The organism is Treponema sp. JC4, from assembly GCF_000260795.1.
Lineage (GTDB): Bacteria > Spirochaetota > Spirochaetia > Treponematales > Treponemataceae > Treponema_D.
On sequence record NZ_AJGU01000006.1, the window covers coordinates 32,671 to 58,341 of the forward strand.

General features: G+C 43.7%; 23 protein-coding genes and 1 tRNA gene. 11 read left to right on the plus strand and 13 right to left on the minus strand.

Annotated features, from left to right (window positions below; genetic code table 11):
- Window positions 1-18: 18 nt before the first annotated feature.
- The 4 genes from MSI_RS04635 to ribE all read left to right on the plus strand — a co-directional run bounded on the left by MSI_RS04635 (window position 19) and on the right by ribE (window position 4,068).
- Window positions 19-1,563, plus strand: a complete 1,545-nt coding sequence (locus MSI_RS04635) for a hypothetical protein (RefSeq protein ID WP_009104207.1) — start codon at window positions 19-21, stop codon at window positions 1,561-1,563.
- Between the two features lie 147 nt (window positions 1,564-1,710).
- Entirely contained in the window at window positions 1,711-2,346 is a 636-nt protein-coding gene (locus tag MSI_RS04640; protein WP_009104213.1) for a riboflavin synthase, read from the plus strand.
- A gap of 9 nt (window positions 2,347-2,355) precedes the next feature.
- Window positions 2,356-3,588, plus strand: a complete 1,233-nt coding sequence (locus MSI_RS04645; protein ID WP_009104216.1) for a bifunctional 3,4-dihydroxy-2-butanone-4-phosphate synthase/GTP cyclohydrolase II — start codon at window positions 2,356-2,358, stop codon at window positions 3,586-3,588.
- 6 nt (window positions 3,589-3,594) lie between these two features.
- Window positions 3,595-4,068: a 6,7-dimethyl-8-ribityllumazine synthase gene (gene ribE, locus MSI_RS04650; RefSeq protein WP_009104218.1), complete on the plus strand. Its 474-nt coding sequence runs from the start codon at window positions 3,595-3,597 to the stop codon at window positions 4,066-4,068.
- A 12-nt stretch (window positions 4,069-4,080) separates the two neighbouring features.
- Here the strand turns inward: ribE and MSI_RS04655 are convergent, their stop codons facing one another.
- The gene (locus tag MSI_RS04655) at window positions 4,081-4,359 is read right to left on the minus strand and encodes a DUF4160 domain-containing protein (RefSeq protein WP_009104220.1); all 279 of its coding nucleotides are present in this window, start codon (window positions 4,357-4,359) and stop codon (window positions 4,081-4,083) included.
- A complete protein-coding gene (locus MSI_RS04660; RefSeq protein WP_009104222.1) occupies window positions 4,343-4,621 on the minus strand; it encodes a hypothetical protein in 279 nt (92 codons plus the stop codon). Before MSI_RS04660 ends, MSI_RS04655 begins: the two co-directional genes overlap by 17 nt.
- Before the next feature lie 230 nt (window positions 4,622-4,851).
- On the opposite strand from MSI_RS04660, the gene MSI_RS04665 reads away from it, so the two are divergent.
- Entirely contained in the window at window positions 4,852-6,255 is a 1,404-nt protein-coding gene (locus MSI_RS04665; protein WP_192807735.1) for a substrate-binding domain-containing protein, read from the plus strand.
- A gap of 101 nt (window positions 6,256-6,356) precedes the next feature.
- The gene (gene rbr, locus MSI_RS04670) at window positions 6,357-6,917 is read left to right on the plus strand and encodes a rubrerythrin (RefSeq protein ID WP_009104226.1); all 561 of its coding nucleotides are present in this window, start codon (window positions 6,357-6,359) and stop codon (window positions 6,915-6,917) included.
- A 218-nt stretch (window positions 6,918-7,135) separates the two neighbouring features.
- Here rbr and MSI_RS04675 read toward each other — a convergent pair whose 3' ends face one another.
- The 5 genes from MSI_RS04675 to MSI_RS14280 all read right to left on the minus strand — a co-directional run bounded on the left by MSI_RS04675 (window position 7,136) and on the right by MSI_RS14280 (window position 12,683).
- On the minus strand, window positions 7,136-8,077 hold the full coding sequence (locus MSI_RS04675) for a M23 family metallopeptidase (protein WP_237706484.1): 942 nt from the start codon (window positions 8,075-8,077) through the stop codon (window positions 7,136-7,138).
- A 96-nt stretch (window positions 8,078-8,173) separates the two neighbouring features.
- On the minus strand, window positions 8,174-8,776 hold the full coding sequence (locus tag MSI_RS04680; protein ID WP_009104229.1) for an RlmE family RNA methyltransferase: 603 nt from the start codon (window positions 8,774-8,776) through the stop codon (window positions 8,174-8,176).
- Between the two features lie 60 nt (window positions 8,777-8,836).
- Complete coding sequence (locus MSI_RS04685; protein ID WP_009104230.1) at window positions 8,837-11,065, minus strand: adenylate/guanylate cyclase domain-containing protein; 2,229 nt, start codon at window positions 11,063-11,065, stop codon at window positions 8,837-8,839.
- Window positions 11,066-11,339: 274 nt separating this feature from the next.
- Window positions 11,340-11,412 (minus strand) — tRNA-Thr (locus tag MSI_RS04690).
- A gap of 26 nt (window positions 11,413-11,438) precedes the next feature.
- A complete protein-coding gene (locus tag MSI_RS14280) occupies window positions 11,439-12,683 on the minus strand; it encodes a cyclic nucleotide-binding domain-containing protein (RefSeq protein ID WP_009104232.1) in 1,245 nt (414 codons plus the stop codon).
- Between the two features lie 76 nt (window positions 12,684-12,759).
- Between MSI_RS14280 and MSI_RS04700 the strand changes: the two genes are divergently transcribed.
- Complete coding sequence (locus tag MSI_RS04700) at window positions 12,760-13,611, plus strand: PHP domain-containing protein (protein WP_009104233.1); 852 nt, start codon at window positions 12,760-12,762, stop codon at window positions 13,609-13,611.
- Between the two features lie 178 nt (window positions 13,612-13,789).
- Entirely contained in the window at window positions 13,790-15,148 is a 1,359-nt protein-coding gene (locus MSI_RS04705) for an MATE family efflux transporter (protein WP_009104236.1), read from the plus strand.
- Window positions 15,149-15,291: 143 nt separating this feature from the next.
- Here the strand turns inward: MSI_RS04705 and MSI_RS04710 are convergent, their stop codons facing one another.
- Both MSI_RS04710 and MSI_RS04715 read right to left on the minus strand, forming a co-directional pair.
- On the minus strand, window positions 15,292-16,896 hold the full coding sequence (locus tag MSI_RS04710; RefSeq protein WP_009104239.1) for a bifunctional anthranilate synthase component II/anthranilate phosphoribosyltransferase: 1,605 nt from the start codon (window positions 16,894-16,896) through the stop codon (window positions 15,292-15,294).
- Between the two features lie 149 nt (window positions 16,897-17,045).
- Window positions 17,046-18,539 carry a chorismate-binding protein gene (locus MSI_RS04715; protein ID WP_009104240.1) on the minus strand — a complete coding sequence of 498 codons (1,494 nt, stop codon included), beginning with the start codon at window positions 18,537-18,539 and terminating at the stop codon, window positions 17,046-17,048.
- 161 nt (window positions 18,540-18,700) lie between these two features.
- On the opposite strand from MSI_RS04715, the gene MSI_RS04720 reads away from it, so the two are divergent.
- Together MSI_RS04720 and MSI_RS04725 are read left to right on the plus strand one after the other, a co-directional pair.
- Window positions 18,701-20,335, plus strand: coding sequence for a class I adenylate-forming enzyme family protein (locus MSI_RS04720; protein ID WP_009104242.1), 1,635 nt, complete (start codon window positions 18,701-18,703; stop codon window positions 20,333-20,335).
- 96 nt (window positions 20,336-20,431) lie between these two features.
- On the plus strand, window positions 20,432-21,055 hold the full coding sequence (locus MSI_RS04725) for a polysaccharide deacetylase family protein (RefSeq protein ID WP_009104245.1): 624 nt from the start codon (window positions 20,432-20,434) through the stop codon (window positions 21,053-21,055).
- A 14-nt stretch (window positions 21,056-21,069) separates the two neighbouring features.
- On the opposite strand, the gene purN is transcribed toward MSI_RS04725, so the two are convergent.
- From purN to MSI_RS04745, 4 genes are all read right to left on the minus strand, one after another.
- Window positions 21,070-21,696: a phosphoribosylglycinamide formyltransferase gene (gene purN / locus MSI_RS04730; protein WP_009104247.1), complete on the minus strand. Its 627-nt coding sequence runs from the start codon at window positions 21,694-21,696 to the stop codon at window positions 21,070-21,072.
- A 117-nt stretch (window positions 21,697-21,813) separates the two neighbouring features.
- Complete coding sequence (purM, locus tag MSI_RS04735; protein ID WP_009104249.1) at window positions 21,814-22,908, minus strand: phosphoribosylformylglycinamidine cyclo-ligase; 1,095 nt, start codon at window positions 22,906-22,908, stop codon at window positions 21,814-21,816.
- Between the two features lie 137 nt (window positions 22,909-23,045).
- The gene (gene purE, locus MSI_RS04740) at window positions 23,046-23,540 is read right to left on the minus strand and encodes a 5-(carboxyamino)imidazole ribonucleotide mutase (RefSeq protein ID WP_009104251.1); all 495 of its coding nucleotides are present in this window, start codon (window positions 23,538-23,540) and stop codon (window positions 23,046-23,048) included.
- Between the two features lie 435 nt (window positions 23,541-23,975).
- Complete coding sequence (locus MSI_RS04745; RefSeq protein WP_009104253.1) at window positions 23,976-24,836, minus strand: flagellin; 861 nt, start codon at window positions 24,834-24,836, stop codon at window positions 23,976-23,978.
- 197 nt (window positions 24,837-25,033) lie between these two features.
- On the opposite strand from MSI_RS04745, the gene MSI_RS04750 reads away from it, so the two are divergent.
- Window positions 25,034-25,429 carry a hypothetical protein gene (locus MSI_RS04750; protein WP_039924276.1) on the plus strand — a complete coding sequence of 132 codons (396 nt, stop codon included), beginning with the start codon at window positions 25,034-25,036 and terminating at the stop codon, window positions 25,427-25,429.
- Window positions 25,430-25,671: the final 242 nt, after the last annotated feature.

Sequence of the window (25,671 nt, forward strand, 5' to 3'; positions counted from 1 at the left end):
AAACATAGGAGGCCTTTTATGAAAAAACTTATTTATATCCTTGCGGGATTATTAATGCTTTCTGTATGCTCGTGCAGTAACGGAAGTTCAGATTCATCGGGTGGAGAGCCGGAATATACTTTTGAATATGCTTCAAATTTTATGTATGAAGCCATTCAGAAGTGTCATGGAAAAATGAAAGTTGTCTGGCCGGGTGATGATGTATTAACGGAAGATAATTTTAATATGATTCTGGTTGATGCAAAGATGAATCCGACTAAGACAAATATTTGTCTCATTACTCCAAGTGGAATAACAAAAATCACAGAGAAAACTCCTGAAATATTGGACGCACTGGAGGTCATTCAAAGTACAAATTTTTCTAAAGTGATCTATAACGGAAAAAAAGCAATGATGATTGATATGTCTTTTTCTCCGGAAGAGATAAAGATGATGGAAACCTTTGGTATGCCAACTAGTCCAAAAGCTAGATGCTGTGACAGACTGGATTTATTCTATCATGAGTCATTTCACGAATATGTTCAGGATCTTGCAAGTCCAACTTGGGGTAGTGCAGCTTCAAAAGATCGGGATCAGCTATGGCCTATCGATTTTACCCCGCGTACTTACCGGGTTCTCTGTTATCTTGCTTTGCGTGACGCCTGGAATAATCCGTCTGGCAAAGATCAGTATTATTCACGCGCAAAATACTGGCTTAACAGATATAATGACGAGTTTGATGAAGAGTCTAAAACTATAAAAATTACAGATATTTCAGAAGGAACAGCAAATTATTTCGGAAAAAATGTAGTTTATTCTCTTTACAATGATTATGAACGTTTTGAAAACCTTGATGGTTTAATGCTTGCAACTAAAATTGACGGAGAAAGTTATAGTCTTGGTTCATTAGCTATCTGTCTTTTGGAGCGAGACGGAAAACTTCAAGATGCTGTAACTGCCTTTAAAGGCGACAAATTTACTCCCGTTACTCTGCTTTTAAATGATGTTGAGGCTACAGCTGGTTATGACGGAGATACAGTAGAAAAAGCGACTATCGAAAAAATCAATGATGCTCAAAATACGATCTTTAAACCAGATGGTGAAATAGCAGCTGAAATAGAAAAAATTATAGCAACTTTCAAGGATGGAGGAAAAACATATCTGGTTGCAGATTCAGATTATAGCAGTTCAAACTCTTATAAGTTGAAGGATCTTGCCGGCTTTAATTGTTTCTTAAATCTTGCTTTATCAACAAAATATGTTGAGGTAAATGATATTACAGGTCTTCAGACAAGTTTTAAGATTCCTAGCACTGTAACGGATGCATATGACTATTATGTTTTACCAGTAAAGGAAGTAACATTTGAAGAGAAAACAGGCAGTCAAACAATTACAATAAATGGTACAGTGGTGTCCGCAACTCCTGGAACTATAACGGAAATAACGCATATGGAAGGTGTTGATGTAAGTATAAAAGACGCTGCAAAAACAAAGACCTGCTATAAGGCAAGTTATACAGTTGAAGGGGGAACGGCTGAAAACGTCTTTTATATTATTCCTAAGGATTCATCCCCTAATCAGTAGTTTTATATAAAACCATCTTGATTAAATTAGTTTTATATCGTACTATTTGTACGCTTTAGACTCATTGTAATGCAAGCTTTGCGAAGCAAAGGTTGTTAGTGAGGTTAGGCAAATTACAAATTATAGCGGAGATTTTTAACCTCACGTATGTTTACGGGAATAGTAGAAACTGTGGGCGTCGTTGAAAAATGCGACGCCTCTTCTTTATTTATTAAAGCAGATAAAATTTTAGAAACTACTCACATCGGCGATTCAATTGCTGTGAATGGCGTCTGCCTTACAGTTACAAGACTTGCTGACGGCGGCTTTTATGCAGACGTTATGCCCGAAACTTTGTCGCGCTCTAATTTGGGTCAGCTGACTTGCGGGGCCCGCGTAAACCTTGAACGTGCCATGGCAGCTGACGGACGTTTTGGCGGTCATATTGTGAGCGGTCACATCGACGGAAGAGGAAAAATCACAAAAATTCTGAAGGACGGGAATGCCGTGCGATTTTGGATTTCGGCAGCTGAAGGGATTTTGCGTCTGATTGTAGAAAAAGGTTCGATTACGGTGGATGGAATCAGCCTTACAGTTGCCGGCGTGAGCGAGTCAGACTTTAGCATCAGCATTATTCCCCATACGCTGGGGGAAACAACGCTGGGTGACAGGCGGGTCGGAGACAGCGTAAACCTTGAAAATGACATAATCGGAAAGTATGTGGAGCGCCTGCTTGGAGGCTCCCTTTTGCAAAAAAATCAGTCTGCCCGCGATGAAAAATTAATGGCCTGGCTGGCAGAATAAGAGGTAATTATGGAAAAAAAGTTTAATACAATTGAAGAAGCCCTGGCGGATTTACGCGCGGGCAAAATTATTCTTGTTACCGACGACGAAGACCGCGAAAACGAAGGCGACATGATTTGTGCAGCGGAATTTGCCACAACGGAGAACGTGAACCTTATGGCAAGCCGCGCAAAAGGTCTGATCTGTATGCCTATGAGTGCAGAGCGTGCCGAAAAGCTGGGACTGAATCCTATGGTTGCGGTGAATACAGATAATCACGGAACTGCCTTTGCCGTAAGCATAGACCATGTTTCTACAACAACAGGAATCAGTGCGGTAGAACGCGGAATTACGGCTCGAAAATGTGTGGACGACGAGGCTTGCGCAGGAGATTTCCGCCGCCCGGGTCATATGTTCCCCCTTATTGCGCGTAAAGGCGGTGTTCTTGTTCGCAACGGGCACACAGAAGCAACTGTTGATCTTTGCCGCCTGGCTGGCCTTAAAGAATGCGGACTTTGCTGCGAGGTGATGGCGGACGACGGCACTATGATGCGGGGACCGGAACTGATGGTACTGGCAGAAGAGCTTGATATGAAAATCATCACGATTAAGGCGCTGCAGGATTATCTGCGTGTGAACGAAAAACACGTTGTCCGCGAGGCTAAGGCAAAGCTTCCGACTGAATTCGGTGATTTTGATATTTACGGTTATGTAAATGATTTGACTGGTGAACATCACGTTGCACTTGTGAAAGGCGAAATCGGCGATGGAGAGGATGTTCTTTGCCGCGTACATTCGGAATGTCTGACAGGTGATGTTTTTGGTTCCCAGCGTTGTGACTGCGGGCCTCAGCTTAAGGCTGCAATGAAGCGGGTAAACGACGAGGGGCGGGGTGTTATCCTTTACATGCGTCAGGAAGGCCGGGGAATCGGGCTGATAAATAAGCTTAAGGCTTACACTTTGCAGGAAGAGGGCTACGACACGGTTGAGGCTAACGTAAAGCTGGGCTTTAAGCCGGATTTACGCGAATACTGGATTGGTGCGCAGATTTTGCGGGACTTGGGCTGTAAAACTCTTCGTCTGCTTACAAACAATCCGGAAAAGATTTATGGTCTGGACGGCTTTGGACTTAAGGTTGAACGCCGCGAGCCGATTGAAATTACTCCGCAAAAGTATGATTTGTTCTATATGATTACAAAGCGGGATAAGATGGGACATATTTTGCACAAACTTGGGGCAGACAGCCCTGCAAAGGAAGGTTAGGGAAAAATGAAAGAAATTAAAGTTCTGGAAGGAAAATTAGTTGCGCCTGCAGGCATGAAGGTTGGTATTGTAGCTTCGCGCTTTAACGAAATCATCGTGAATAAGCTGCTTGGCGGCGCGGTAGACGGACTTGTTCGTCATGGTGTAGAAGAGGATAACATCACTGCTGCCTGGGTTCCAGGCGCTTTTGAAATCCCTCTTGCGGCTGATAAAATGGCTGCCAGCGGAAAATACGATGCCGTAATTGCGGTAGGGGCAGTTATCCGTGGTTCTACAAGTCATTATGATTATGTCTGCGCTGAAGTTTCCAAGGGCGTAGCTCAGGCAAGCGTTAAAAACGGAGTACCGGTAATGTTTGGTGTAATTACAACTGATAATATCGAGCAGGCAATCGAGCGTGCAGGCAGTAAAGCCGGAAACAAGGGCTTTGAATGTGCGGTAGGTGCAATCGAAATGGCAAATTTGTTTAGGAGTTTTTAAGACACGAAAAAATTAGCAATAGTATTGTAACTGACCAAAATATTCTTTCCATTTTGTTTCAATTTCACTAGCACGAGCTTCAATGATTTTCATAATTGTATTTAATTTATGGAAAGGAATATTTGATTTATTGTGGCAAAGCAGAGTTTTGTGATTCTTTGTAATCCAGATTTTTGTAGCATTGTTTGTAGGTACGCCTTCACAAACATGAACATGAATTGGTTCCAGAGGTACACCCTCTGCAAACCACAAGAATACTACAAAGCTTCCAATTTTAAAAACCTGAGGCATTTTCAAAGCCTCCATTACGGGCTAAATCTATAATTATATGGGCTGTACTTTCGAGAAACTTTTGAAAATAATCTTTTTGTGATTCTGAAAATCCTTCGCATAAAGTCCAGTTATAGTCAGGAAGCCAGCATTCTGCTGAATTAAAGCCACCTTCAACAGGCTGTTCGAAATAAACCTTTATCTGTTCTTTACCTTCTTTTTGCAATGCTTCAGAATGCGCAATTCCAGTCCCGTCATTTAATGTCATAAAAGGATACATCATAATAAAACCTCCTGCGCTATTTTAATCTTTATTTATAATACTACAGATTTTAAGAATGTGATAGAAGGAAATTTTTTTGTAATATTAAGACAAAACAGGCGGGAGAAATGAGGCGTGCCGCCAGGCAGTGCGAAGCACCGCGCGTAGCAAGCGCCGAATTGCGACTGGGTGAGGAGACTCGCCCCAATAAAAAATTGGATAAATTTGCTTTCCGTGCCGAAAATTTACATATGAAGAAAAAAATTGCGGTTTTGAGCTGCGGATGGTCATATGATTTTTTGACGGATTTTATTAGCGGAATTAAGCGGGCTGTGGACGGGAAGGACACGGACGTTTATGTTTTTAACTGCTATAATTATGTGGAATTTAACGGCTACATAAATAACAGCGGCTTTTCGATTTACAATCTGATTAATTACGAAGATTATGACGGCGTAATTATTCTTTCTGACCTGATTCAGAATGCCCGTGTGCTGGAAAAGGAGAGACAGAAGATTCTGGCGGCTGGAAAACCTGCGATTTCCATTAATCTTGCGATGAAGGATATTTCCTGCCTTAAGGTGGATAATTATACCGGTGCCTATGAGCTGATGACGCATCTGATTAAGGAGCATGGTCTTAAGGATTTTGCCTGGATTGGCGGCAAGGAAACTTCTATTGATATTGCGGAGCGATACAAGGCTTACCGCACGGCACTTACCGACAATAATATTCCTATTAATATAGAAAATGTCCACACAATTCCAACCAGCAGTTACAACGACGCATACGAGTATCTTTTGAATACGATGAAGGCGGGGGCGACTCAGCCTCAGGCGGTTGTGTGTGCCAACGATTATATTGCGCTTGCGGTCATGCGGATTGTTGAAGAGCGCGGTGTAAAGGTGCCTGATCAGATTAAAGTAATTGGTTACGGAGACACAATCTGGGGAAAAACGGTTGTGCCTGCCATTACGACGGTACGCAGTAATGCCGAGCAGATTGGTTTTGAGGCAGCAAACCGGGTTTTGAATCCGAGCGGTGAAACTCAGATGCTTAAGATTAAGAGTTCTGCTTTGTACAGGGCTTCGTGCGGCTGTGAGTATAAGATTCCTGCCGGCGGAAAATCTTATGCGCTTCAGATTGTTGATGATTTGAACCAGAAGGAAAAGTTTAATACGCAGATTGAAATGCTGAATGACACTTTTACTGAGGCGACCGATGTATTTTCTCTGCTGACAAACCTTGAAGGGCTTTTTCAGAAATCACATTTATTTGAAGGTCCGGATTTCTGCATCTTTTTGAAGGCTGACTGGTCCAGCGTTTTGATTAACACAGAGGAAAAACTTCCGCAGAACCTTTCGTATGGAACTCAGGTTCAGGCGATTGCTTCGATTCAAAATGATAAAAAATATCCGCGCGAGATTTTGAACGTGCGCGATCTTATTCCGGGCAAAATGATAACAGAAGGCAGCAATATTTTCCTTTTTATGCCGATTTATAATCATTCTTACGTTCACGGCTACTACGTCTGCAAAAACACCCTGAGCTTCTTAAACAGTAATTTCGGCTATGTGTGGACAAAAACCTTTGGAAATGCGATTGAGAGGTTTAGAAAGCGTAATATGTACAAACAGATGAGTATGAGGAAATAGCGTGCTAAAAATTTTGCTTTCCCAAGTTCCCGTGCTATAATTGATTTTAACATATTAATAGTGCGGGCTTTGAGCGGCTCGCTGACACAGGAGAAACAACTATGGGAAAGTACACTGGCACACAGACTGAAAAAAATCTTTTGGCGGCTTTTGCGGGAGAATCGCAGGCTCGTAACAAATACACTTATTTTGCTCAGGTTGCGGAAAAAGAAGGCAACGACAAGATTGCAAAAGTTTTTGAAAAAACTGCATTGAACGAGGAAAATCACGCTAAAATCTGGTTGAAGGAACTGGCTGGAATTAACGATACAACTACAAACCTTAAAAATGCTGCTGATGGCGAAAACTACGAATGGACAGATATGTATGTAGGCTTTGCAGAAACTGCAGAAAAAGAAGGTTTCCCAGAACTTGCAGCAAAATTCCGTGCAGTTGCAGAAATCGAAAAACGCCATGAAGAGCGTTACCGCTCACTTTTGAAAGATGAAGATACAAAAGAGCAGATTAAGAACGGTTCCGTAAAAGTTTGGGAATGCCTGGTTTGCGGTCACATCGTAACAGGCCCTGTGGCTCCTGAATTCTGCCCGACATGTGGAGAAAAAAATCCATACTTTGAAGTACGCGAAGATAACTACGATTTAATTCTCACATGGGGACGGTAGCGTCGTAAGGGGTAACACCAACTTCCAGACGGAGTGTACGCTACCTGACTTAAGCTGGCGCTTAAGTCTAAGGGAGGCGGTAACGGTCGTAAGGCTTAACACCAACTTCCGAACGTGCCGTACCGTTACCTGACTGTCCATGGGTGGAATGTAATAAGGCACTGTTAAAGAGTAAGCGGGATTTACTGGATCCCGCTTATTTTTTTTAACTGCAGTATTTAGTTAAGTACCAGCGATGGATTTACGCTTTTGCCGTTTTTATAGACGGTGAAGTGGAGGTGAGGACCGGTACTCATACCGGTGCTGCCTACACGGCCAATCATTGTGTTGGTGTAAACGAAGTTGCCTTTTTTGCAGGTAATCTGGCTCATATGACCATAAAGAGTCTTATAGCCGGAATGATGTGTAATGATTACGTAGTTTCCGTAAGTTGCATTAAAGCCCGTTGTTGTAACTTTTCCGTCCAGGGCAGCGTAAATTGGTGTACCCGAGCCGGTTGCCATATCAATACCACCGTGGAAGGTTCGTTTTGCGGCATTAAAAGGTGAATCTCGCCAGCCGTAGCGTGATGAGATCCAGTAGCGGCCGTGAAGAGGTCGGTGGAATAAATCTCCGTTAATTTCCTGTCTTGTCATCCAGTCGAGGGCTGCATCCGGAACAAAAAGAGAAGTTCCTGCTTTCAACTCGCTGTCTAGTGAAAGGGCATTTACGCTTGCACACTGAGCGGCATCGACCTTATAATTTGCTGCGATTGAGGCTGGAGTTTCGCCGTTTTTGCGTACTGTATAAATAATTCCTGGCATTGAAGGAATTTTAAGATACTGCCCAACCTGAATAAGACGTGATGACTTAATATTATTTACGCTGATGATTGTATCGGTTGTGATATCGTATTTGTCGGCAATGTAGCCGATCATATCACCCTGTTTTACGCGATAGGTCTGATAGGTAATGGATGCTGCAGAAGCAGATGTACTTTCTTCTCCGGCTGCAACTTCTTCACCTTCATTTAAAAGTTTATCAAGATTTTCTGCATATTCCGGTGCGCTGGCAGTTTCAAAACCACCCACACCTTTGCGGAGATTTAAAGTTCTTACGGTTTTAGAAACAGCTGCAGTAACTGCAAAACTTGTGCAGAAGCAGGCAAGAGAAATTAGCACTATTCGAGTGTGTTTCCAATTCCTTATCATAATCAATCCATTTTTAACTTTATTTATTATTCTATTCATTATAGTCTGCGTCCTTTGAAATCGCAATTATTTTTTTCCAATGCCAACCAGGTAAGTTTCAAAGCTTTCGGCACGGCAGGCTTCCGGTTTAAAACCCTTTGCACTGGTGAAAATTTCGCGCATTGCCTTAAGAAATTTCTGCTGATCGCCGTTCTGGAAGATTTTTACTGTAAAGTTACCGCCCTGTTTGAGCATTGTCTGGGCATACCAGATTGCCATTTCTACAAGCTGTTCACTTCTGGCTGTATCTACAGTGCGGTTGCCTGTTGTTTTTGGAGCGGCATCACAAACTACTAAATCGTAAGGGCCGTTATCTTTAATCTGTTTTCTGATTTCCGGCGCATTCAAGTCGCCCTGAATGAATAAGAGATTATCGCCTTTAACAATTCTAGACAGTGGATTCAAATCGCAGGAAACTACTTTTCCGCTGCCATCCATCTGACGCAAAAGGAAGGTAGTCCAGCTGCCTGGAGCTGAACCTAAATCAAGAACTGTGTAGTTCTTTTTTATCATTCCGAATTTTTCATCAATTTCTTTTAATTTATAAACTGAGCGAGCCGGATATCCTTCCGAAAAAGCTTTTTGAGACCAGAAGTCCGGTTTTTCATAACTATTACCTGATTTTCCCATATTTTATTTTTCGGAAAAATCAGGATTCATCTTTATATCAAAAAAAGCGGATTGAAAACTTTATTTTACTTTGAGTTCAAAAACACCGTCCCATTTTTCCGGCGGTGGATTTTTTCTGAAGTGGCGGATTCTGTCCAGGAAGATAACCGACGGCATATCGTTGTAGCGTTCTACACATTCTTTGAAGGCTGCTTCGGCTTTATCCCAGTTCTGGCGGCGGTAGTAATTAAGTCCTTTCTGGAAGAAATCGCGGATTTCAAAGATTTTAGTTTCTGCACCTTCTTTTTGCTGTAAAATCTCGTAAATTCTGATTGGTTCAGATTTTCCTTTTACTGTCAGTAAGTCAAGTTCTCGGCAGATAAAGCTGCCCTGCAATTTTTCAAAAACTGCCTCTGTGATAATTGCCTTAGAGCCGTAGGCCTTGTTTGCACTTTCCAGACGGGCTGCAATATTTACTGTATCGCCGATTGAAGTAAAATCCTTGCGTTTTGATGAACCGACTGAACCAAAAATTACGCGGCCGGTGCTTATTCCAATTCCCATAGAAACGTAGTCGCTGCCATCCTGGAGGGAAAGTTCCTGTGCCTTGCGCATGGCTTTTCTGATTTCCATAGCGGCTTTACAGGCGTTGTATTCTTTACGCGCCCCTGCAAAAAAGGCCATTACTTCATCACCAACGTATTTATCAATTTCGCCGTGATTTCTGATGATGATTTCTGTTTCCAGCTCAAGATAGTGATTTAAAATTCTGACAACTTCGCGGGCAGGACGGCCTTCACACATAGAAGTAAAGCCGCGTATATCGGTGAACAAAAAACACAAATCTTTTGCAACGCTGAGCTGGGAATTTGGTTCCCGGTCTGCATATTTGAGGGTTGAGTTTGAAATATAGGGAATGAGTCCACGGATTAGCGAAATAAAATCATTAATAGCGGTTGAAAGGTCTTTGATTTCGTCTTTTGTTTTTATATCGTCATTAAAAACAAGTGCTTCTGCTCCAACCTGGCCGCCGCTGGCTATAATCTGTGAAAATTTTGAAGAAGCATCCTGCACGTTTGATTTCAGGTAAATCAAAGGAGTGGTGATGTAATCTGTGAGGATAAAAGTAATCAAAATCACAATGTAAAGGAAAATTACGGCAAGAGTGAGGACAAAAACCTTGGTCTGGTAATAGGTTTTCATCAAAACTTCCTTGCGGTAGGTTACAATTGAAAAGCCCACAAGCTTTTGACCTTCTCTGCGGGTAAAGGTAACAGGATGAATGTATTTGCAGGTACCTTTTGTCCTATCATAAACCGGTTCTTTGAGGTAAAGGCCGCTTTTATATCTTTTTACATATTCCAGAGCTTCTTCTGCGCTTATTATTTTTTCTTCATCCGGGATTCTGGAAGGACGGCCTGTGGTATAGGCAAAAACATCGTAAGGCGGAAGAGCAGTCGAAGAATCAATGTTTTCTATATAATAGGATTTTGTATTATAGGTGATGATGATATCAATGCGGTCGTAAGGGGAATTTGAAAACTCATTGGAATGACTCTGTTCCTCAAAGAAAACCTGAACTTTTTCGTTCATTCCTTCGGCTGATTCGTAAACTGCTGCGGCCTGTTCTGCCTGAGCGCGTCCTGTATTTCCTACGGCGGCAACAATCATTTTGTGGTTATCGTGAAGGATGAAGGCTGTAAAAATTCCCAGCAGGGTAAGAATTGTTATAAGGATTGTAACCAGAACCTTTGTTCTGATGGAAATAAAATGCCTTTTTTGCTGCTGACCTTCCTGTTTTCGTGTTTTCTGAATTGTTTCAAATTCAATTTTTCCATTCTGATGATTAAAAAGTATGGAAAAGGTCAGGTGTACGTGCATCAGAAGGACAAGAAGGTTTGTGATATAAATGTAATATGGAAGCTTAAAAAACCATCTGCGGGTATTGGCAAAGGTAATCATGCACCAAATTGAACACAAAAGGTAAAGTGTTAAACCTGTGAGGGTAACTATGTGTCGTAAGCGGTCGTGAGCTTGTTTAAGAAAAAGCTGAACTATAAGGTAGATTGAAATGGCCGGAAGAAGAAGCAGAAGGTAGAAAGTAAGGCAGAAAGGGAAGAGGCGGAATTCTGCTGAATTTGGAGCTCTGCTAAAGATTTTTATAAGAACGCCGAAGGGAGAAAAAACTTGAGGCGCGGGCGCACCTAAATCAAGCAGGTTTACTGACTCTGCAGAAACCGGAAGAAAAATTAAGATAATAAAAATTAGCGCCGGAATAATCCGGTTGAAATAAAATTTAAAATCTTTCATATAAGCCCACCTGAATAGAGTTTAAAGGAATTTGGGCAATCTGAAAAGGTTTAAATTTACCTAAGAACTCGAACCGTTCCCTCCATTCGCAAACTTCCTGTTTGCTCATTCCGGGCGTCTTCGTTCGCTGACGCCAAAATACTACGCACCTGCTAGTATTTTGCCATGCACGCTTTTCGCCTGGCGGCGCGCTCACTTCGCTAGTTGGTTCAAGTGTTTAAAAATGAAAAAGCAGTTTACACATTTTGTGCAAACTGCCGGTTAATAATTTTATAGCCGACTGTCGGACTTGAACCAACTACCTGCTCGTTACGAGGGAGCTGCTCTACCAGGTGAGCTAAGTCGGCAGGATTAACAAAGTGAGAAGGTCTGGTTAGAGACTGCCGGAAAGGGAGCGGGCCTCGTAGAGACGTTTCATTTCGTTGATATTAGAGACTATCATATAATCATCATAAATTTCAACTTTTCGCATAGATGAAAGTTTAATTAATTCATCTTTTGTAACTTCGGCTGGAAGACCAGCCCAGTTTGCAACGTCGTTGATTGTTACGTTGAAGCGGCGCTGTTTTTCGTTTTCTTTTGATGTAGGATTCATTTCATCAAGAAGAAGGAAAACGTCGGAAATACGTGCCTGATAATCCTTGATGCAGAGAATTCTGAAGCGGCGTTTCTGGTCATTAATACGTTTGCAGAAAAGCTTAAGAAGGTGCAGGGCAATCTGAGGGTTGCCTGTAATCAAAAGCTGGAAGTTTTCTTTGTTGAATTCCAGACATTTAACTTTTCCAATTGCCATACAGGTTGCTGAACGAGGAGAATTGTCGAGAATTGCCATTTCTCCAAAGAGTTCGCCCTGTTTAAGAATATCCAGGTTCTTTTTTGAGCCGTTAACACACTTAATAAGCTGAACTCTTCCTTTCTGAATTAAATAGAAACTGTCGCCTGGTTCAAATTCTGCAATAATAACCTGACCCGGTTCATAAACTTTTGCAAAACGTTCAAAGGCTGCAGGAAGGGCAAATAGGCGGTTAGAACCTTCTGATTCATCATCTTCAAAACCAATGTCCGATTTATTTAATGCGGCCAGATGGTCTGCCTTAAGTTTTGCTTCCTGATATAGGCGCATGATTTCATTTTTCTTTGGTGAATTAGGGTAGCGCTTGAGGAATTTCAGATAAACATCAGCGGCTGAACGGTACTGTTCATCGTTGAAAAAGCTGGTTCCAAGAGAAAGTAAGCCTGACTGAAGGTCTGTAGAAACATTATTAAGGGCTGATTCTGTCTTTTTGTGAACCTGGCGGAGCTGAGCTGAAAATACACGAAGCATTTTCAAAATCAAATCTTTATTGTTTACAAAGATGTTTTCAAATTCCTGAACTGTAAGGGCAATAACAACTGATGGGGTAATTGCACGGGCTGTTTCTTCGCGGGCAAATTTTCCAAGGGCAGATTTTACGCCAAAAAACTCACCGGCTTTTACTTTATCGTTAACTTCGTTACCAGTTTCAATATCTGTACTTGAAAGATTAACAACACCGCTTTGTAAAATAAAAATGCGGTAGTCCTGATTTCCAGCAAAATAAATGATTGAATCTGCTGTGTACTTTATAGCCTTTGGCATACTTTTTTATAAACCCCACGAAAACAGTTTGATATAAATTATACCATAGACTTTTAATTTGTGCTATTATTTTAAAATGATTGATTTGCATGTTCATACATCTGCATCTGACGGACAGTACACTGCCGAAGAAATTGTTCATAAGGCAGCAGAAAAAAATATATCAGTTTTGGGAATAACAGATCACGATACAATAGGCGGACTTGAAATGGGGAAAAAGGCCGCTGAAGAATGTGGAATTACTCTGGTTCCCGGAGTAGAACTGAGCATTAATTTCCCAACTGGGGAATTTCATCTTTTAGGACTTGGATTAAAAAGTATAAGTCCCGGCTTTCAGCAGATTTTAGATAACGTTGTGGAAAACCGCCACCGCCGCAACTGCGAAATTATTGAAAAAATGCGGGCTGACGGAGTGGATATTACAATAGAAGAAATGTATGCGGAATTTCCAAATACAATACTTGGCCGTCCTCATTTTGCGGCTATGCTTCAGAAAAAAGGAATTGTAAGGCATCGTCAGCAGGCCTTTGACCGCTTTCTGGCACATGGTCGGCCCTGGTATGTTAAAAAGGTTGGTACAAATCTGGATGAAGCAATTGTTGCTATCCGGGAGTCGGGTGGGGCACCTGTTATTGCTCATCCTATGTCGCTCTTTTTGTCCTGGGGAAAGCTGCCGGACGCACTTAAAGATTTTTATGAACGCGGGGTAGTGGGACTGGAAGCATATCATCCTGGAGCACGTGTTACGGAATGTCTGAGACTGGAAGAACTTGCGGGAAAACTGGGCTATTTTGTTACAGCTGCAAGTGATTTTCACGGGGAAAAGATTCGGGCAGACAGAAAGCTTGGTCATACTTGTGGCGACAAAAAAATTGAAGACCGCTTCTGGACGGAAAATCTGAAGCCCTGGCTGGATGCACACTCGTAGGTAGTAGGCAGCACGCCGGAGAAATGAGGGGCTCGAAGAGGTTGCGCCTGCGCAACTGACCGAAAGGGAACCCCGAATTGCGACTGGGTGTTTAGACTGGCGCCAGGCTTTTGAAAACTTTGTAATTCTTTGCTATTCTCTTGAAAATTGCACCAAATCGGAATAAAATAGCCGAACTATGGAAAATAAACCTCAGACACAAAACAAAATGGGCGTAATGCCGGTTGGAAGATTAATTCTTAATATGTCGCTTCCGATGATGTTCTCCATGTTTATTCTTGCGTTGTACAACATCGTGGACTCTATGTTCATTGCAATGATTAATGAGGAAGCTTTGACCGCACTTTCGCTTGCATTCCCTGTTCAGAACCTGCTCATGTCCTTTTCGATTGGTACCGGAGTCGGTGTAAACGCAATTCTTTCGCGCAGACTGGGCGAGCACAATCAGGAAGCCGTAGATAAAACTGCAATAAACGGACTTTTTATTTCCTTCCTTACTTCGATTGCCTTTATCATTCTTGGATACTTTTTTATTCCGGTGTACCTGCACTCTCAGACTTCAAACGAACAGATTATAGAGTACGGTCTTGAATATATGCACGTAATTGTTTACTGCTGTACCTTCTGTTTTATCGGAATTATGTTTGACCGCATTTTGCAGTCGGTTGGAAAAACAATTTACACAATGTTCTCTCAGCTGGCTGGTGCAATCACAAACATCATTCTTGATCCGATTTTAATTTTTGGTCTTGGACCTTTCCCGGAGATGGGCGTTTACGGTGCGGCAGTTGCAACTATCATCGGTCAGTTTGCCGGTCTCTGCGTTTCATGCTCAGCCAACCTGCTCAAAAACCACGAAGTTCACATCAGCCTTAAAGGTTTCCGCCCGGACGGAAAAATCATTGGCAGTATTTATAAAATCGCGGTTCCTTCTATTATATTGACTTCTGTAACTTCGGTTACAACATATTTTATGAACCTGATTATCGGTGCCTTCAGCACAACTGCAATTGCCGTTTACGGTTCTTACTTCAAGCTCAACAGCTTTATCTTTATGCCGGTTTTCGGTTTGAACAGCGGCGTTGTTCCAATCATCGCTTACAACTACGGTGCAAAAAATAAAGAGCGCATTTACAGAGCCGTTTTCCTTTCGATTATTTCGGCTTCTACAATTATGCTTGTAGGCGCAACGATTTTTGAGCTTTTCCCTCACGTTCTTCTGGGACTTTTCAGCGCCTCGGATTCGATGCTTGCGATTGGTGTTCCGGCTCTCCGCCTGATTGCGCCTAGCTTTATCGGTGCCGCAATCGCCATTTCGCTTTCAAACGTTTTCCAGGCCTTCGGAAAAGCCGTTTACAGTATGACAGTTTCCCTGATTCGTCAGATTTTTGTTCTTCTGCCGGTTGCCTACCTTTTCTCTCTTACAGGCAACCTGAACATGGTATGGCTCTGCTTCCCGATTGCAGAAGTTTTTGCCCTTACACTTTCGATTTTGTATTACAGAAGAATTAACAGAAAGATAATTAGCAAGTTGTAAGATAAATAAAAAAAAAGTGCCGTGTGGGACGCTAGCAAGGGGCAAAAAACATTATATTTGTAATGTTTATCTACTTGCCCCTTGCGTATCGCTGGGACCCGCACGGCACTTTTTTTTAGGTGGACTTGTACTTCTTAATTATACTACGCAGCAAATCCCTTGCTTACGTCCTGCACTTTCTGCAATTTTTCCAGTGTCTTACCGCTTTCGATTGCATTTTTAGCCATTTCGTAGCCTTCCTTCAGGTTCTTTGCTTTTCCGCTCAGGTACAAAACAGCAGCAGAGTTCAGGCAGACAGCTTCCTTGATTGTTTTTCTTCCGCCGCCGCGGAGAACTTCCATTGCAAGGGCAGCGTTATCTGCGCCGCTTCCACCCATAAGTTCATTTTCATCGCAGCCTGTAATTCCAAACTTAGCCGGATCAATTACGTAGCGGTTTTCGTTGCCTTTTTCATCAATCTGGAAAACGTCAGTCGGAACGCAAGGACTGATTTCATCATAACCATCGCGGGAATGAATAACCATAACGCGTTTTGCGCCAAGACCCTTTGCGGCGCGGGCATAAGCTTCCATAATATCCTCAGAATAAACACCGAGAACCTCATATTCAGCGCCAGCCGGATTCAAAAGAGGACCCAACACGTTGAAGATTGTCTTAATTCCCAGAGCCTTGCGAACTGGAGCCGCAAAACGCATTGCCGAATGGTAAACCGGTGCCATCAAGAAGCCAAAACCGGTTTCTTCTATTAAATCAGCAGTCTGAGCAGGTTTTGCCATAATCTGAATTCCAAGATTTTCAAAGAAGTCAGCCGCTCCCGACTTAGAACTTACAGCGCGGTTTCCATGTTTTGCCACAGCCTGACCGCAGCTTGCGCAAACCAGAGCAGACATCGATGAAATATTAAAGCTTCCCTTACCATCGCCGCCGGTTCCTACAATTTCTGCAAGACCAGACTGCTCTAGCGGGAACTTAGTCTTTTTCTTCAAAAGTGCGCTGGCACATCCAATCATTTCGCTGGTAGAAATTCCCTTAGAAGCCATAGCTACAAGAATTGCCGACATAACGCGTTCGTCCATAGTGCCGTCAGTTACGTTTTCCATAAAGAAAGAAGCCTCTTCCTCAGTCAAATCCTGCTTAGCAATCAGCTTGTTAAGGTATGCTGCAACATCAAGATTCTGGCGGCGGTAATTCAAAAATGCCTTAAAGATATTGTCGCCCATCTCGCTTGCAATGCTTTCCGGATGGAACTGAACGCCTTCAATCACCATAGTCTTGTGGCGGATTCCCATAATGTCACCGTCAGCCGCCCGGCAGGTAACCTCAAAATCAGCCGGCAAAGTAGCCTCGTCAATCACAAGTGAATGATAGCGGGTGTATTTTCCGCCCTTTCCCGTAATTCTAAAAAGTCCGCGGCCGTCGCTTGTCATCTCTTCAACGATTCCGTGGCGGATAAACTTTGCACCCACAATCTTAGCACCAAAAGCAGAACCAATCGCCTGATGTCCAAGACAGATTCCAAGCACAGGCACTTTTCCCGCAAAATAACGGATAGCCTCAATGCTGATTCCGGCCTCTTCCGGCGTTCCAGGCCCCGGTCCCACAACCAGATAGTCCGGTTTAGCGGCCTCAACTTCTGCAACGGTACATTCCTCCGAACGGAAAACGCGCACCTGGTCGCCGCTTACACGCTCCAGCGCCTGCACAATATTAAAAGAAAAACTGTCTTTGTTATCAATAAATGCTATCATAAAAATCCTCCTATTTTTCCACTTTCTCTAAGACTGCCCTAAGGGCTCCCAGCTTTTCGTTAGTCGACTGCCTGCCGATAATCGAAGAACCGTTAAAAAACAAGCCGTCAGGGTTGTTTTAGGTTCATCGATAGAACGGCTCGCTAAAGTTATGCTTTAGCGTTTCTGTCACTTTCCAAGACCGCCCTTAAAGCTCCAAGTTTCTCATTTGTTTCATCCCACTCCCTATCACTATTCGAGTCGTACACAATGCCTCCTCCAGACTGCAAAGACCAGACCTTGCCCTGCTTTAATGCGCAGCGGATTGCAATACAGAAGTCTAAATCTCCGTTACTCTGGATGTAACCTACAGCGCCCGCATAAAAACGACGCTTAGTTTTTTCCAGACGGCTCAAAATCTGAATTGCACTGATTTTTGGAGCGCCGCTTACAGTTCCAGCCGGGAAGGCTGCACGCAAAACCTGAATCGGCTTAAAGCCAGGCGCAACCTTACCCTGAACGTCAGAAACAATGTGCATTACGTGGCTGAAAAGTTCCACTTCCATAAAGCGGGTAACTTCCACACTGCCGTTAGAGCAAACGCGTCCCAAATCATTTCTTGCAAGATCAACCAGCATAAGATGCTCAGCGCGTTCTTTAGGATCATTCAAAAGTTCGTTTTTCAAATCCTCATCTTCCTGGTCATTTTTGCCGCGGCGTCGGGTTCCCGCAATCGGACGGATTGAAGCTACGCCCTTTCGCACGCGAACAAGACTTTCAGGACTTGAACCGATAAGCTGATGATCACCAAAATCAAGATAAAAAAGATAAGGACTTGGATTTACCGCACGAAGTCTTCTGTAAATCTCCAGAGCGGAATTATCACACTCCAGCTGAAGACGGCGGCTTGGAACAGCCTGCAAAAGATTTCCGGCAATAATTTCCTTTTTGATAGCCTCAACCTTTTCCTTGTATTCGCGCTCACTCTGTTCAAGGTTTGTGATTGTGCGGACAGGCTTAGGCTCTTCCGGCGCCTGAAGATAGGTAAAGTCCATATCGTTGAGACGCTTTTTAAGATTTTCAACTGCTGATTCCAGGTCAATCTGGTGCTCGTTATAGTTCAAGGCAAAAACGTGAAGCTTTTCTGTAAAGTGGTCAAAAATCACGTAGATGTGGCCGGCAATAAAATCACTTTCCGGAATGTGAAGCTCGTCAGTCTGGGCCGCCATAGTGATTGTGTCGCAGCGGGCACAGAATTCGTAGCTGAGGTAGCCGAGTCCGCTGGCCGGAACAGGAATTGAGTTAGGAGATTCGCTTCCGTCTTCGCGGCGGATAACGCTTGTGTCATTCTGCTCAGCAACGTAAAGAAGGGCATCAAGAATGTCGGGAGTATGAAGTACGCGGCTGCCGGGTGCTATAGTTTCGCCGGTTGTGTTTTTGGCGCGGAAGGGAAGACGGCGGCCGTCAATCAAAAAGGCAACTCCTTCATCATCCTGAACAATATGAAAAGCCTCTTCCAGCATAAGGATAGAATAGCGGTCTTTTCCGCGGGCAAAGCTTGCACTTTCCAGAATAGCCTTAGCCCCGATTTTTCGGGCCAGACTAAAAGGTGTGTATCGGTCACAAGGCAAAGAAAAATAAATTGAATCAGTACGTGATGCCATATAATCTCCTGTTTCTATTAAAAGAAACGTTTCTCTTGATAGAAACAATATAACATGGCTTGTTGTTACTGTCAATAGTAACAGAGTAATTTTTTTTACTATTACTCAAATTCTGTGGTATAATTTAAACATTAAAAAATAACAAAAAAAGAGAGAAAAAAATGCCTGTTACAGAATTTTTGGAGCGAAACGCAAAATTATATCCTAATGAAATTGCTCTTGTAGAGCTTAATCCTGAAAAAGCTGACAATAGACGCCTTACCTGGAAAGATTCAGATTTGATTGAATCATCAAAATACGCCCCTTACCGCCGCGAAATCAGTTGGGCTGTATTTGACGAAAAGGCTAACCGCTTTGCAAATATGCTTATCAACCGCGGAATCAAAAAGAGCGATAAAGTTGCAATCCTTATGTATAACTGCCTTGAATGGCTTCCGATTTATTTTGGAATCCTCAAGACCGGTGCCATTGCAGTGCCTTTTAACTTCCGCTATGACGCAGAAGAAATCCTTTACTGTGTAGACCTTGCTGACGTTGACGTTCTTGTTTTTGGCTTTGAATTTATCGGACGTATCGAACAGATTGCCGAAAAACTCAGTAAAAACCGCCTTTTGATTTATGTAGGCGACGGCTGTCCTGAATTTGCCGAAAGCTACCGGGAACTTGCCGCAGACTGTTCAAGCGTTGCGCCGAATGTTCCAATCACAGATGATGATTTTGGTGCAATTTATTTTTCTTCGGGAACTACAGGTTTTCCAAAGGCAATTCTGCACAAACACCGCAGTTTAACTCAGGCTGCCGAAATGGAACAGGTTCACCATCAGACCGGTCGCGACGATGTTTTCCTTTGTATTCCGCCTCTTTACCATACCGGAGCAAAATTCCACTGGATGGGAAGCCTTGTTGCCGGAAGCCGTGCTGTTCTTCTCAAGGGCGCAAAACCTAAGACAATTCTTGATGCCGTTTCCAGCGAGCATTGTACCATTGTTTGGCTTCTGGTGCCTTGGGCTCAGGATATTCTTGATGCTCTGGACAGCGGCGAACTTAAAAAAGAAGATTTCAAGCTTGATCAGTGGCGTCTTATGCATATCGGTGCTCAACCGGTTCCGCCTTCCCTGATTAAACGCTGGATGGAATATTTCCCTAATCATTCTTACGATACAAACTACGGACTTTCGGAATCTACAGGTCCTGGCTGCGTTCACCTTGGAATGGAAAATATCCACAAGGTCGGAGCAATCGGCGTTCCTGGTTACCGCTGGCAGTGTAAAATTGTTGATGAAAACGGAAATGAAGTTAAGCGCGGTGATGTCGGTGAGCTTTGTGTAAAAGGCCCTGGCGTTATGACCTGCTACTGCCACAACGTAGAGGCGACTGCCGAAACAATCAAAGACGGCTGGCTCTTTACAGGTGATATGGCCATGCAGGATGAAGATGGATTTTACTTCCTGGTTGACCGCAAGAAGGACGTTATCGTCAGTGGTGGAGAAAATATTTACCCTGTTCAGATTGAAGACTTTTTGCGAACAAATCCAAAAATCAAGGATGTTGCCGTTATTGGACTTGCAGACCGCCGCCTTGGTGAAAAAACAGCCGCAATTATCGAACTTAAAGACGGCATGACTGCTACAAAAGAAGAAATCGATGACTTCTGTCAGGGACTTGCCCGTTATAAGCGTCCAAAGGAAATCATTTTTGATTCAATTCCGCGAAATGCTACCGGTAAAATTGAAAAGCCTGCTTTGCGTAAGCGTTACGGTGCTGACCAGCTTGTTGCTCAGGAAAACAGAGGGTAGGGGAAAGCCTTCCCCTGGCTCGCACTTCGTTGCTCGCCACCCCTTCACCTAGGGGGACGCTCCGCTTTCCCCCTAAAACCCCCGGAAATATAGATTATGGAAAAACTGATATCTCTTACATTCGATGACGGCCCGAACTTAAGCGGCTTCATAATGAACGACATGCTAGATGTGCTGGAAAAGCACGGCGTAGTCGGATCGTTTTTTCTGATTGGAAATAAGATTAATGAAGAAAACACCGCCGTTATCAAACGTGCAATGGCTCTGGGCTGCGATATCGAAAATCATTCATGGTCACATCCAGACGCCGTGAAAGAAGGACTTTCCAAAGCTCAGATTGAAGACGAGTTTTTACGAACCGAAGAAGCAATTTTTAAGGTTACCGGCCGTCACACAGAATTTTACCGCCCGCCTTATATTTCCGTAAATGATTTGATGTACGAAGCTGTTCCCCGCCCCTTTATCTGCGGCCACGCCTGCGAAGACTGGATACCAGAATATTCTGCCGACACTCTTCTTGAAAAAATGTTAGCCGGCACTCAGGACGGCGTAATTTATCTTCTACACTGCGGTGAAAGTAACATCCACAGTGTTGAAACTGTCGATCGTGCAATACCAATTCTCAAATTCCAGGGTTACGACTTCGTCACAGTCCCGGAGCTTTTCCGACGGAAAGGTGTAACTCCCGCCAAAGGTAAGCTCTGGACGGTGGTAGAGTAGAAAAAAAAGGAAATCTATTTTGTAAGAAGAAGCAGTCCTTCTACAATTGCCTTGTGTTCTTCCGGGGCAATGCGGGCATAAAGGGTGTCCGGGTCGTCGCCTGGGAGAACAGGAACTTTCTTCTGAATGAGGATTTTTCCGCCGTCACATTCGCTGCTAACAAGGTGGATGGTACAGCCGCTTTCTTTTTCGCCGGCTGCAAGAACAGCTTCGTGAACGTGGTGGCCCCACATGCCGACTCCGCCGAACTTTGGCAAAAGAGCCGGATGCAGGTTTATGATTTTGTCTTTGTATTCTTCAAGGATTTTTCCACTTAAAACAGTGAGCCAGCCGGCCTGGACGATTGCTTCAGCACCGAACTCGCGGCATTTTGCGAGAACGGCATCAGAAACTGCAAGACGCTTTTCGTCGCGGGAAGCAGCCTTTGCAACCTCCGCTCCCATAACGGCAAAAGGCGAACAGATTACGCCAGGAATGCCAGCCTTAGCGGCACGTTCCAGTGCAAAGGCCTTCTTGGTATCTGAAATGACGCAGACAATTTCATAAGGGCAGGCATCGCCCTGCGCAGTCTGGTAGTCAATTAAAGCCTGTAAGTTTGTTCCGCCGCCGCTAACGAGTACGGCTGTTTTAAGTTTTGGCATAGATAATTTCCTTTGAAAATCGGGGGTCTTAGGGGGTAAGCAACTTGTTGCGTCCCCCTAGGCGAAAGGGTAGCCCGCAACGAAGTGCGGGCGCAGGGGAAGGCTTTCCCCTCCTAGTTAGTCTTCAAACAAAACAGAATCTTTCTGTCCCTTTACTTCGCCCTTAGCGTATTCTACGCGGCCGATTTTATAAGCTTTCATATCTGGGCAGTAATCTTTGTGGTATTTAGAAGCATTTGCGTTGAACATTGCAAGAATATCATCAGCTTCTTTAGCGCTAACAGCAAGCACAAAACCAATACCCATGTTGAAAGTATTGTAAATAGAAGCAGTATCAGCACCACGGCGGATAAGTTCACCAAATACAGGAGGAATATCCCAGCTTCCGCGGTTGATTACAGAAATCAGCTGCTTTTTGCCGTCCTTAGCCTTTGGATACATACGAGGAATATTTTCGTAGAATCCGCCGCCAGTAACGTGAACCATACCGTGAACAGCCTTGCGGTATTTTTTCAAAACTTCCATAACAGGCTTAACGTAAATGCGGGTTGGTGTAAGAAGCACTTCGCCGATAGTTTTACCTGTATCTTTTCCGTCAATCTGGAAAGGATCATCAAAATTCTGAACAAGCTTGCGAACCAGGCTGAAACCGTTCGAGTGAACGCCAGTTGAGCTCAAACCAATCAAAACATCGCCTTCGCGAATATCCTGACCAGTAATCATTTCTTTCTTTTCGCCAACGCCAACGCCAAAACCTGCAAGGTCATATTTTCCGTCATCATAAAAATCAGGCATTTCAGCAGTTTCGCCGCCAAGAAGAGCACAGCCGGTATCAACACAACCGTCAGCAACGCCCTTAACAAGGTCAGCCGCAACATCAGCATCAAGTTTTCCGCAGGCAACATAATCAAGGAAGAAGGAAGTCTGAACACCAGAGCAGAGAATATCGTTTACGCTCATCGCAACACAGTCAATTCCCACAGTGTCATATTTTTTCATTTTGAAGGCAATGTCCAGTTTTGTACCAACACCGTCTGTTCCACTTACAATTACAGGATTTTTATATCCCTTTGGAACCTCGAACATTCCGTTAAAACTTCCCAAACCTGTCAAAAGTCCCGGAATTGCAGTTCTCTTTGCGTGTTCCTTGTACTTATCAACTGCGCGATAACCTTCTTCTACGTCTACACCTGATTCTTTGTAAGATGCCATTTTTAGCTCCTGTTATTTATTTGGGCGTTCCCCTCGCTTCCGCTCGGGTCGCTACGTTCCGGGTTCCGCTGTCGCTCCATTCGTCCGCTTACGCTTCTGAACAGCTTCGCTGCCCTTCACATCGCTAACGCAATTTTTTAAAATTTAATGTCTATTCCTGATGCGGCTGCATCATCTGCAAGCTTTTTTCTAAAAGCAATTAATTTTTCTTTAAGTTCTGGATTAGAAAGTGCAAGAATCTGCACTGCAAGATAAGCCGCATTTTTTGCGCTGTTGATTCCAACCGTTGCGACCGGAATCTGTGGAGGCATCTGAACAATGCTCAAAAGAGCGTCCATTCCGCCAAGACCGTTTGATTTTTCGCTTACGCATTCAAGCGGCACACCAATTACAGGAAGAGTTGTAATTCCCGCAATCACACCAGGAAGGGCTGCTGCAAGACCGGCACCGGCAATAATAACCTGGCATCCGTCTTTTTCAACCTGCTCAACAGTCTGCTTCAAAAGAGCCCCTGCTCTGTGGGCAGAAATGATGTAAGCCTTGTAATCCACACCGAATTCAGAAAGAACATCGGCAGCCTTTTTCATTGTGTCTTTGTCAGACTTAGACCCGAAAAAAATCGCAACTTTCATGGTAGAGTTATAGCATAAAACAATGTTTAAATAAACGTATTATAAATAATTTCAATTAAAAATATGGCTCCCGGTCACGAAGCATGGTTCAAAACCGCTCGGTACCTCGCTACATGCTATTTTTGTTAGGAAACTATTGAACGCGCCGCTAGCGCGGCAGACAAAATAAATAAAAAAAGGCGTCCAAAGCGGACGCCTTTTCTTAAGCCAATTTATTTCTAGCGCAAGAGTGAAAGTACATTCTGGCTGCTCTGATTAGCTGCGCAGGTCGTAAGGCTTTTCTTCAGATTTCTGTGCAGTGTACCTGCTCCCACTTGCTGCTAGCGCATCAAGTGCTTCATATCTGGTGGCTCACAGCACAGGCAAACCAGACTGTGTTAAAACAAAAAAAGCGCCGCATACGCGACGCTTTCTGTCTATTAAGCAACCATTTAACTAGCGGAGAAGAGACAATACGTTCTGTGAGCTCTGGTTTGCCTGAGCCAACATAGCTGTACCAGCCTGGCTGAGTACCTGGTCGCGTGTGAAGTCAACCATTGTAGCTGCCATGTCTGTATCGCGGATGCGTGATTCAGAAGCCTGGAGGTTTTCAGCACCGATATCAAGACCTGTTACTGTCTTTTCAAGGCGGTTCTGGTAAGCACCAAGGTCAGCACGCTGTTTGTTGATTCTCTTAAGAGCTTCATCCAAAGTACCAATAGCGCGGTTAGCTTCATCTGGAGTTTCCAAAGTCATGATAGATTCATCACCAACGTTGCGGAGGCCAAGAGCCATAGCAGACATTGTACCGATGAATACCTGAGTTCTCTGATCCATGTTAGCACCAATATGGAACCACATAGAAGCAGTAACTTCATTTTCACCTGTTGGGCGAGCGAAGCGGCCTGTAAGCATGTTCATACCGTTGAACTGAGCACAAGAAGCAATGCGGTCTACTTCGGCGATCAAAGAAGAAACTTCTACCTGAATCTGCATGCGGTCTTCTGAAGTGTAAATACCGTTTGATGACTGAACAGCAAGCTCGCGGATGCGCTGAATGATGTCTGTAGTTTCCTGCAAGAAACCTTCTGTTGTCTGAATGAATGAAATGCCGTTCTGTGCGTTTGTAGAAGCCTGGTGCAAACCACGGATCTGAGAACGCATTTTCTCAGATACTGCCAATCCTGATGCATCATCACCTGCGCGGTTGATTTTCAAACCTGAAGAAAGTTTCTCCATGTTTTTCTGGGCATTGAGATCCTGAATTCCCTGGGAACGCTGAGCGAACATAGCACTCATATTGTGATTAATAACCATAATAATCTCCTTATTCTTTGGTTGGTTAGATAAAATCTTTCGGCGGTTTTGCCTACGTGATTTTATCTTCACGGGTTTCCACCACCCTTTACTTATCTATCGGTGAGTGAAAAATTTAGTTTAGGAAAAAATGTAAAAATTTTTGAAAATTTTTAAGAAATTCCAAATTTTTTATAGAGATGAGATATAATAAAGCAATGGATTATCTGATGATGGGTGCAGCGGCAGCCGTAATAATTGCCCTGGTATACTGGATTATGCGAAATGGTGCCGGGTCTAAGGCATCCTCCAAAAGTGCCCGTCCTGTCCAGCCTGTAAAGTGCCCCATCTGCCAGTCTGACCTTTTTATAGGAGAAAACCTGATTTCCAAAGTTTTCCGTCCCATGAATGTTCCCGACCAGCTGATGATTGTAATGGGCTGTCCCCACTGCTATCCTACCTGCGAACCCGGCGTAAAGCGAACTTGCCCTGTATGCGGAAAAACCGTCGGACAGGACCAGAGCCTCACCGCCCGCCTTTTCAACAAGCAGCTTGGAAAAAAACACGTCCACGTAGTAGGCTGCTCCAACTGCCACCGGCCCCGGGCAGACTAGTTTTTTAATGATATAAAGATACTTGTACGTTGCAAGACAGGCGCGAGGGTGAGGCTCGTGGTGCAAAAACACTCTGATTGTTGCGACCGCGTAAGCGGTCAATCCTATAGTTTCTTTACAACAATCAGCGTGTAGCGCATTATTGCGCGGTTTTGCACTATGAGCCTTGCCCGGGAGCCTGTGCTTATACATATGGAAGGAATTGCTTTTAAATGCTAAACTTTTAAGTATATTAAACATCT

Bases quoted from the DNA above. Each gene is read 5' to 3' on its own strand.
- MSI_RS04710 (WP_009104239.1), bottom strand. From the start codon at position 16,896: ATGATAGCATTTATTGATAACAAAGACAGTTTTTCTTTTAATATTGTG.
- MSI_RS04680 (WP_009104229.1), bottom strand. From the start codon at position 8,776: ATGGGAAAATCAGGTAATAGTTATGAAAAACCGGACTTCTGGTCTCAA.
- MSI_RS04725 (WP_009104245.1), top strand. From the start codon at position 20,432: ATGGAAAAACTGATATCTCTTACATTCGATGACGGCCCGAACTTAAGC.
- MSI_RS14280 (WP_009104232.1), bottom strand. From the start codon at position 12,683: ATGCCAAAGGCTATAAAGTACACAGCAGATTCAATCATTTATTTTGCT.
- purN (WP_009104247.1), bottom strand. From the start codon at position 21,696: ATGCCAAAACTTAAAACAGCCGTACTCGTTAGCGGCGGCGGAACAAAC.
- MSI_RS04685 (WP_009104230.1), bottom strand. From the start codon at position 11,065: ATGAAAGATTTTAAATTTTATTTCAACCGGATTATTCCGGCGCTAATT.
- purE (WP_009104251.1), bottom strand. From the start codon at position 23,540: ATGAAAGTTGCGATTTTTTTCGGGTCTAAGTCTGACAAAGACACAATG.
- MSI_RS04640 (WP_009104213.1), top strand. From the start codon at position 1,711: ATGTTTACGGGAATAGTAGAAACTGTGGGCGTCGTTGAAAAATGCGAC.
- MSI_RS04655 (WP_009104220.1), bottom strand. From the start codon at position 4,359: ATGCCTCAGGTTTTTAAAATTGGAAGCTTTGTAGTATTCTTGTGGTTT.
- purM (WP_009104249.1), bottom strand. From the start codon at position 22,908: ATGGCATCTTACAAAGAATCAGGTGTAGACGTAGAAGAAGGTTATCGC.
- MSI_RS04750 (WP_039924276.1), top strand. From the start codon at position 25,034: ATGGATTATCTGATGATGGGTGCAGCGGCAGCCGTAATAATTGCCCTG.
- rbr (WP_009104226.1), top strand. From the start codon at position 6,357: ATGGGAAAGTACACTGGCACACAGACTGAAAAAAATCTTTTGGCGGCT.
- MSI_RS04660 (WP_009104222.1), bottom strand. From the start codon at position 4,621: ATGATGTATCCTTTTATGACATTAAATGACGGGACTGGAATTGCGCAT.
- MSI_RS04665 (WP_192807735.1), top strand. From the start codon at position 4,852: ATGAAGAAAAAAATTGCGGTTTTGAGCTGCGGATGGTCATATGATTTT.
- MSI_RS04635 (WP_009104207.1), top strand. From the start codon at position 19: ATGAAAAAACTTATTTATATCCTTGCGGGATTATTAATGCTTTCTGTA.
- ribE (WP_009104218.1), top strand. From the start codon at position 3,595: ATGAAAGAAATTAAAGTTCTGGAAGGAAAATTAGTTGCGCCTGCAGGC.
- MSI_RS04720 (WP_009104242.1), top strand. From the start codon at position 18,701: ATGCCTGTTACAGAATTTTTGGAGCGAAACGCAAAATTATATCCTAAT.
- MSI_RS04745 (WP_009104253.1), bottom strand. From the start codon at position 24,836: ATGGTTATTAATCACAATATGAGTGCTATGTTCGCTCAGCGTTCCCAG.
- MSI_RS04645 (WP_009104216.1), top strand. From the start codon at position 2,356: ATGGAAAAAAAGTTTAATACAATTGAAGAAGCCCTGGCGGATTTACGC.
- MSI_RS04705 (WP_009104236.1), top strand. From the start codon at position 13,790: ATGGAAAATAAACCTCAGACACAAAACAAAATGGGCGTAATGCCGGTT.
- MSI_RS04715 (WP_009104240.1), bottom strand. From the start codon at position 18,539: ATGGCATCACGTACTGATTCAATTTATTTTTCTTTGCCTTGTGACCGA.
- MSI_RS04700 (WP_009104233.1), top strand. From the start codon at position 12,760: ATGATTGATTTGCATGTTCATACATCTGCATCTGACGGACAGTACACT.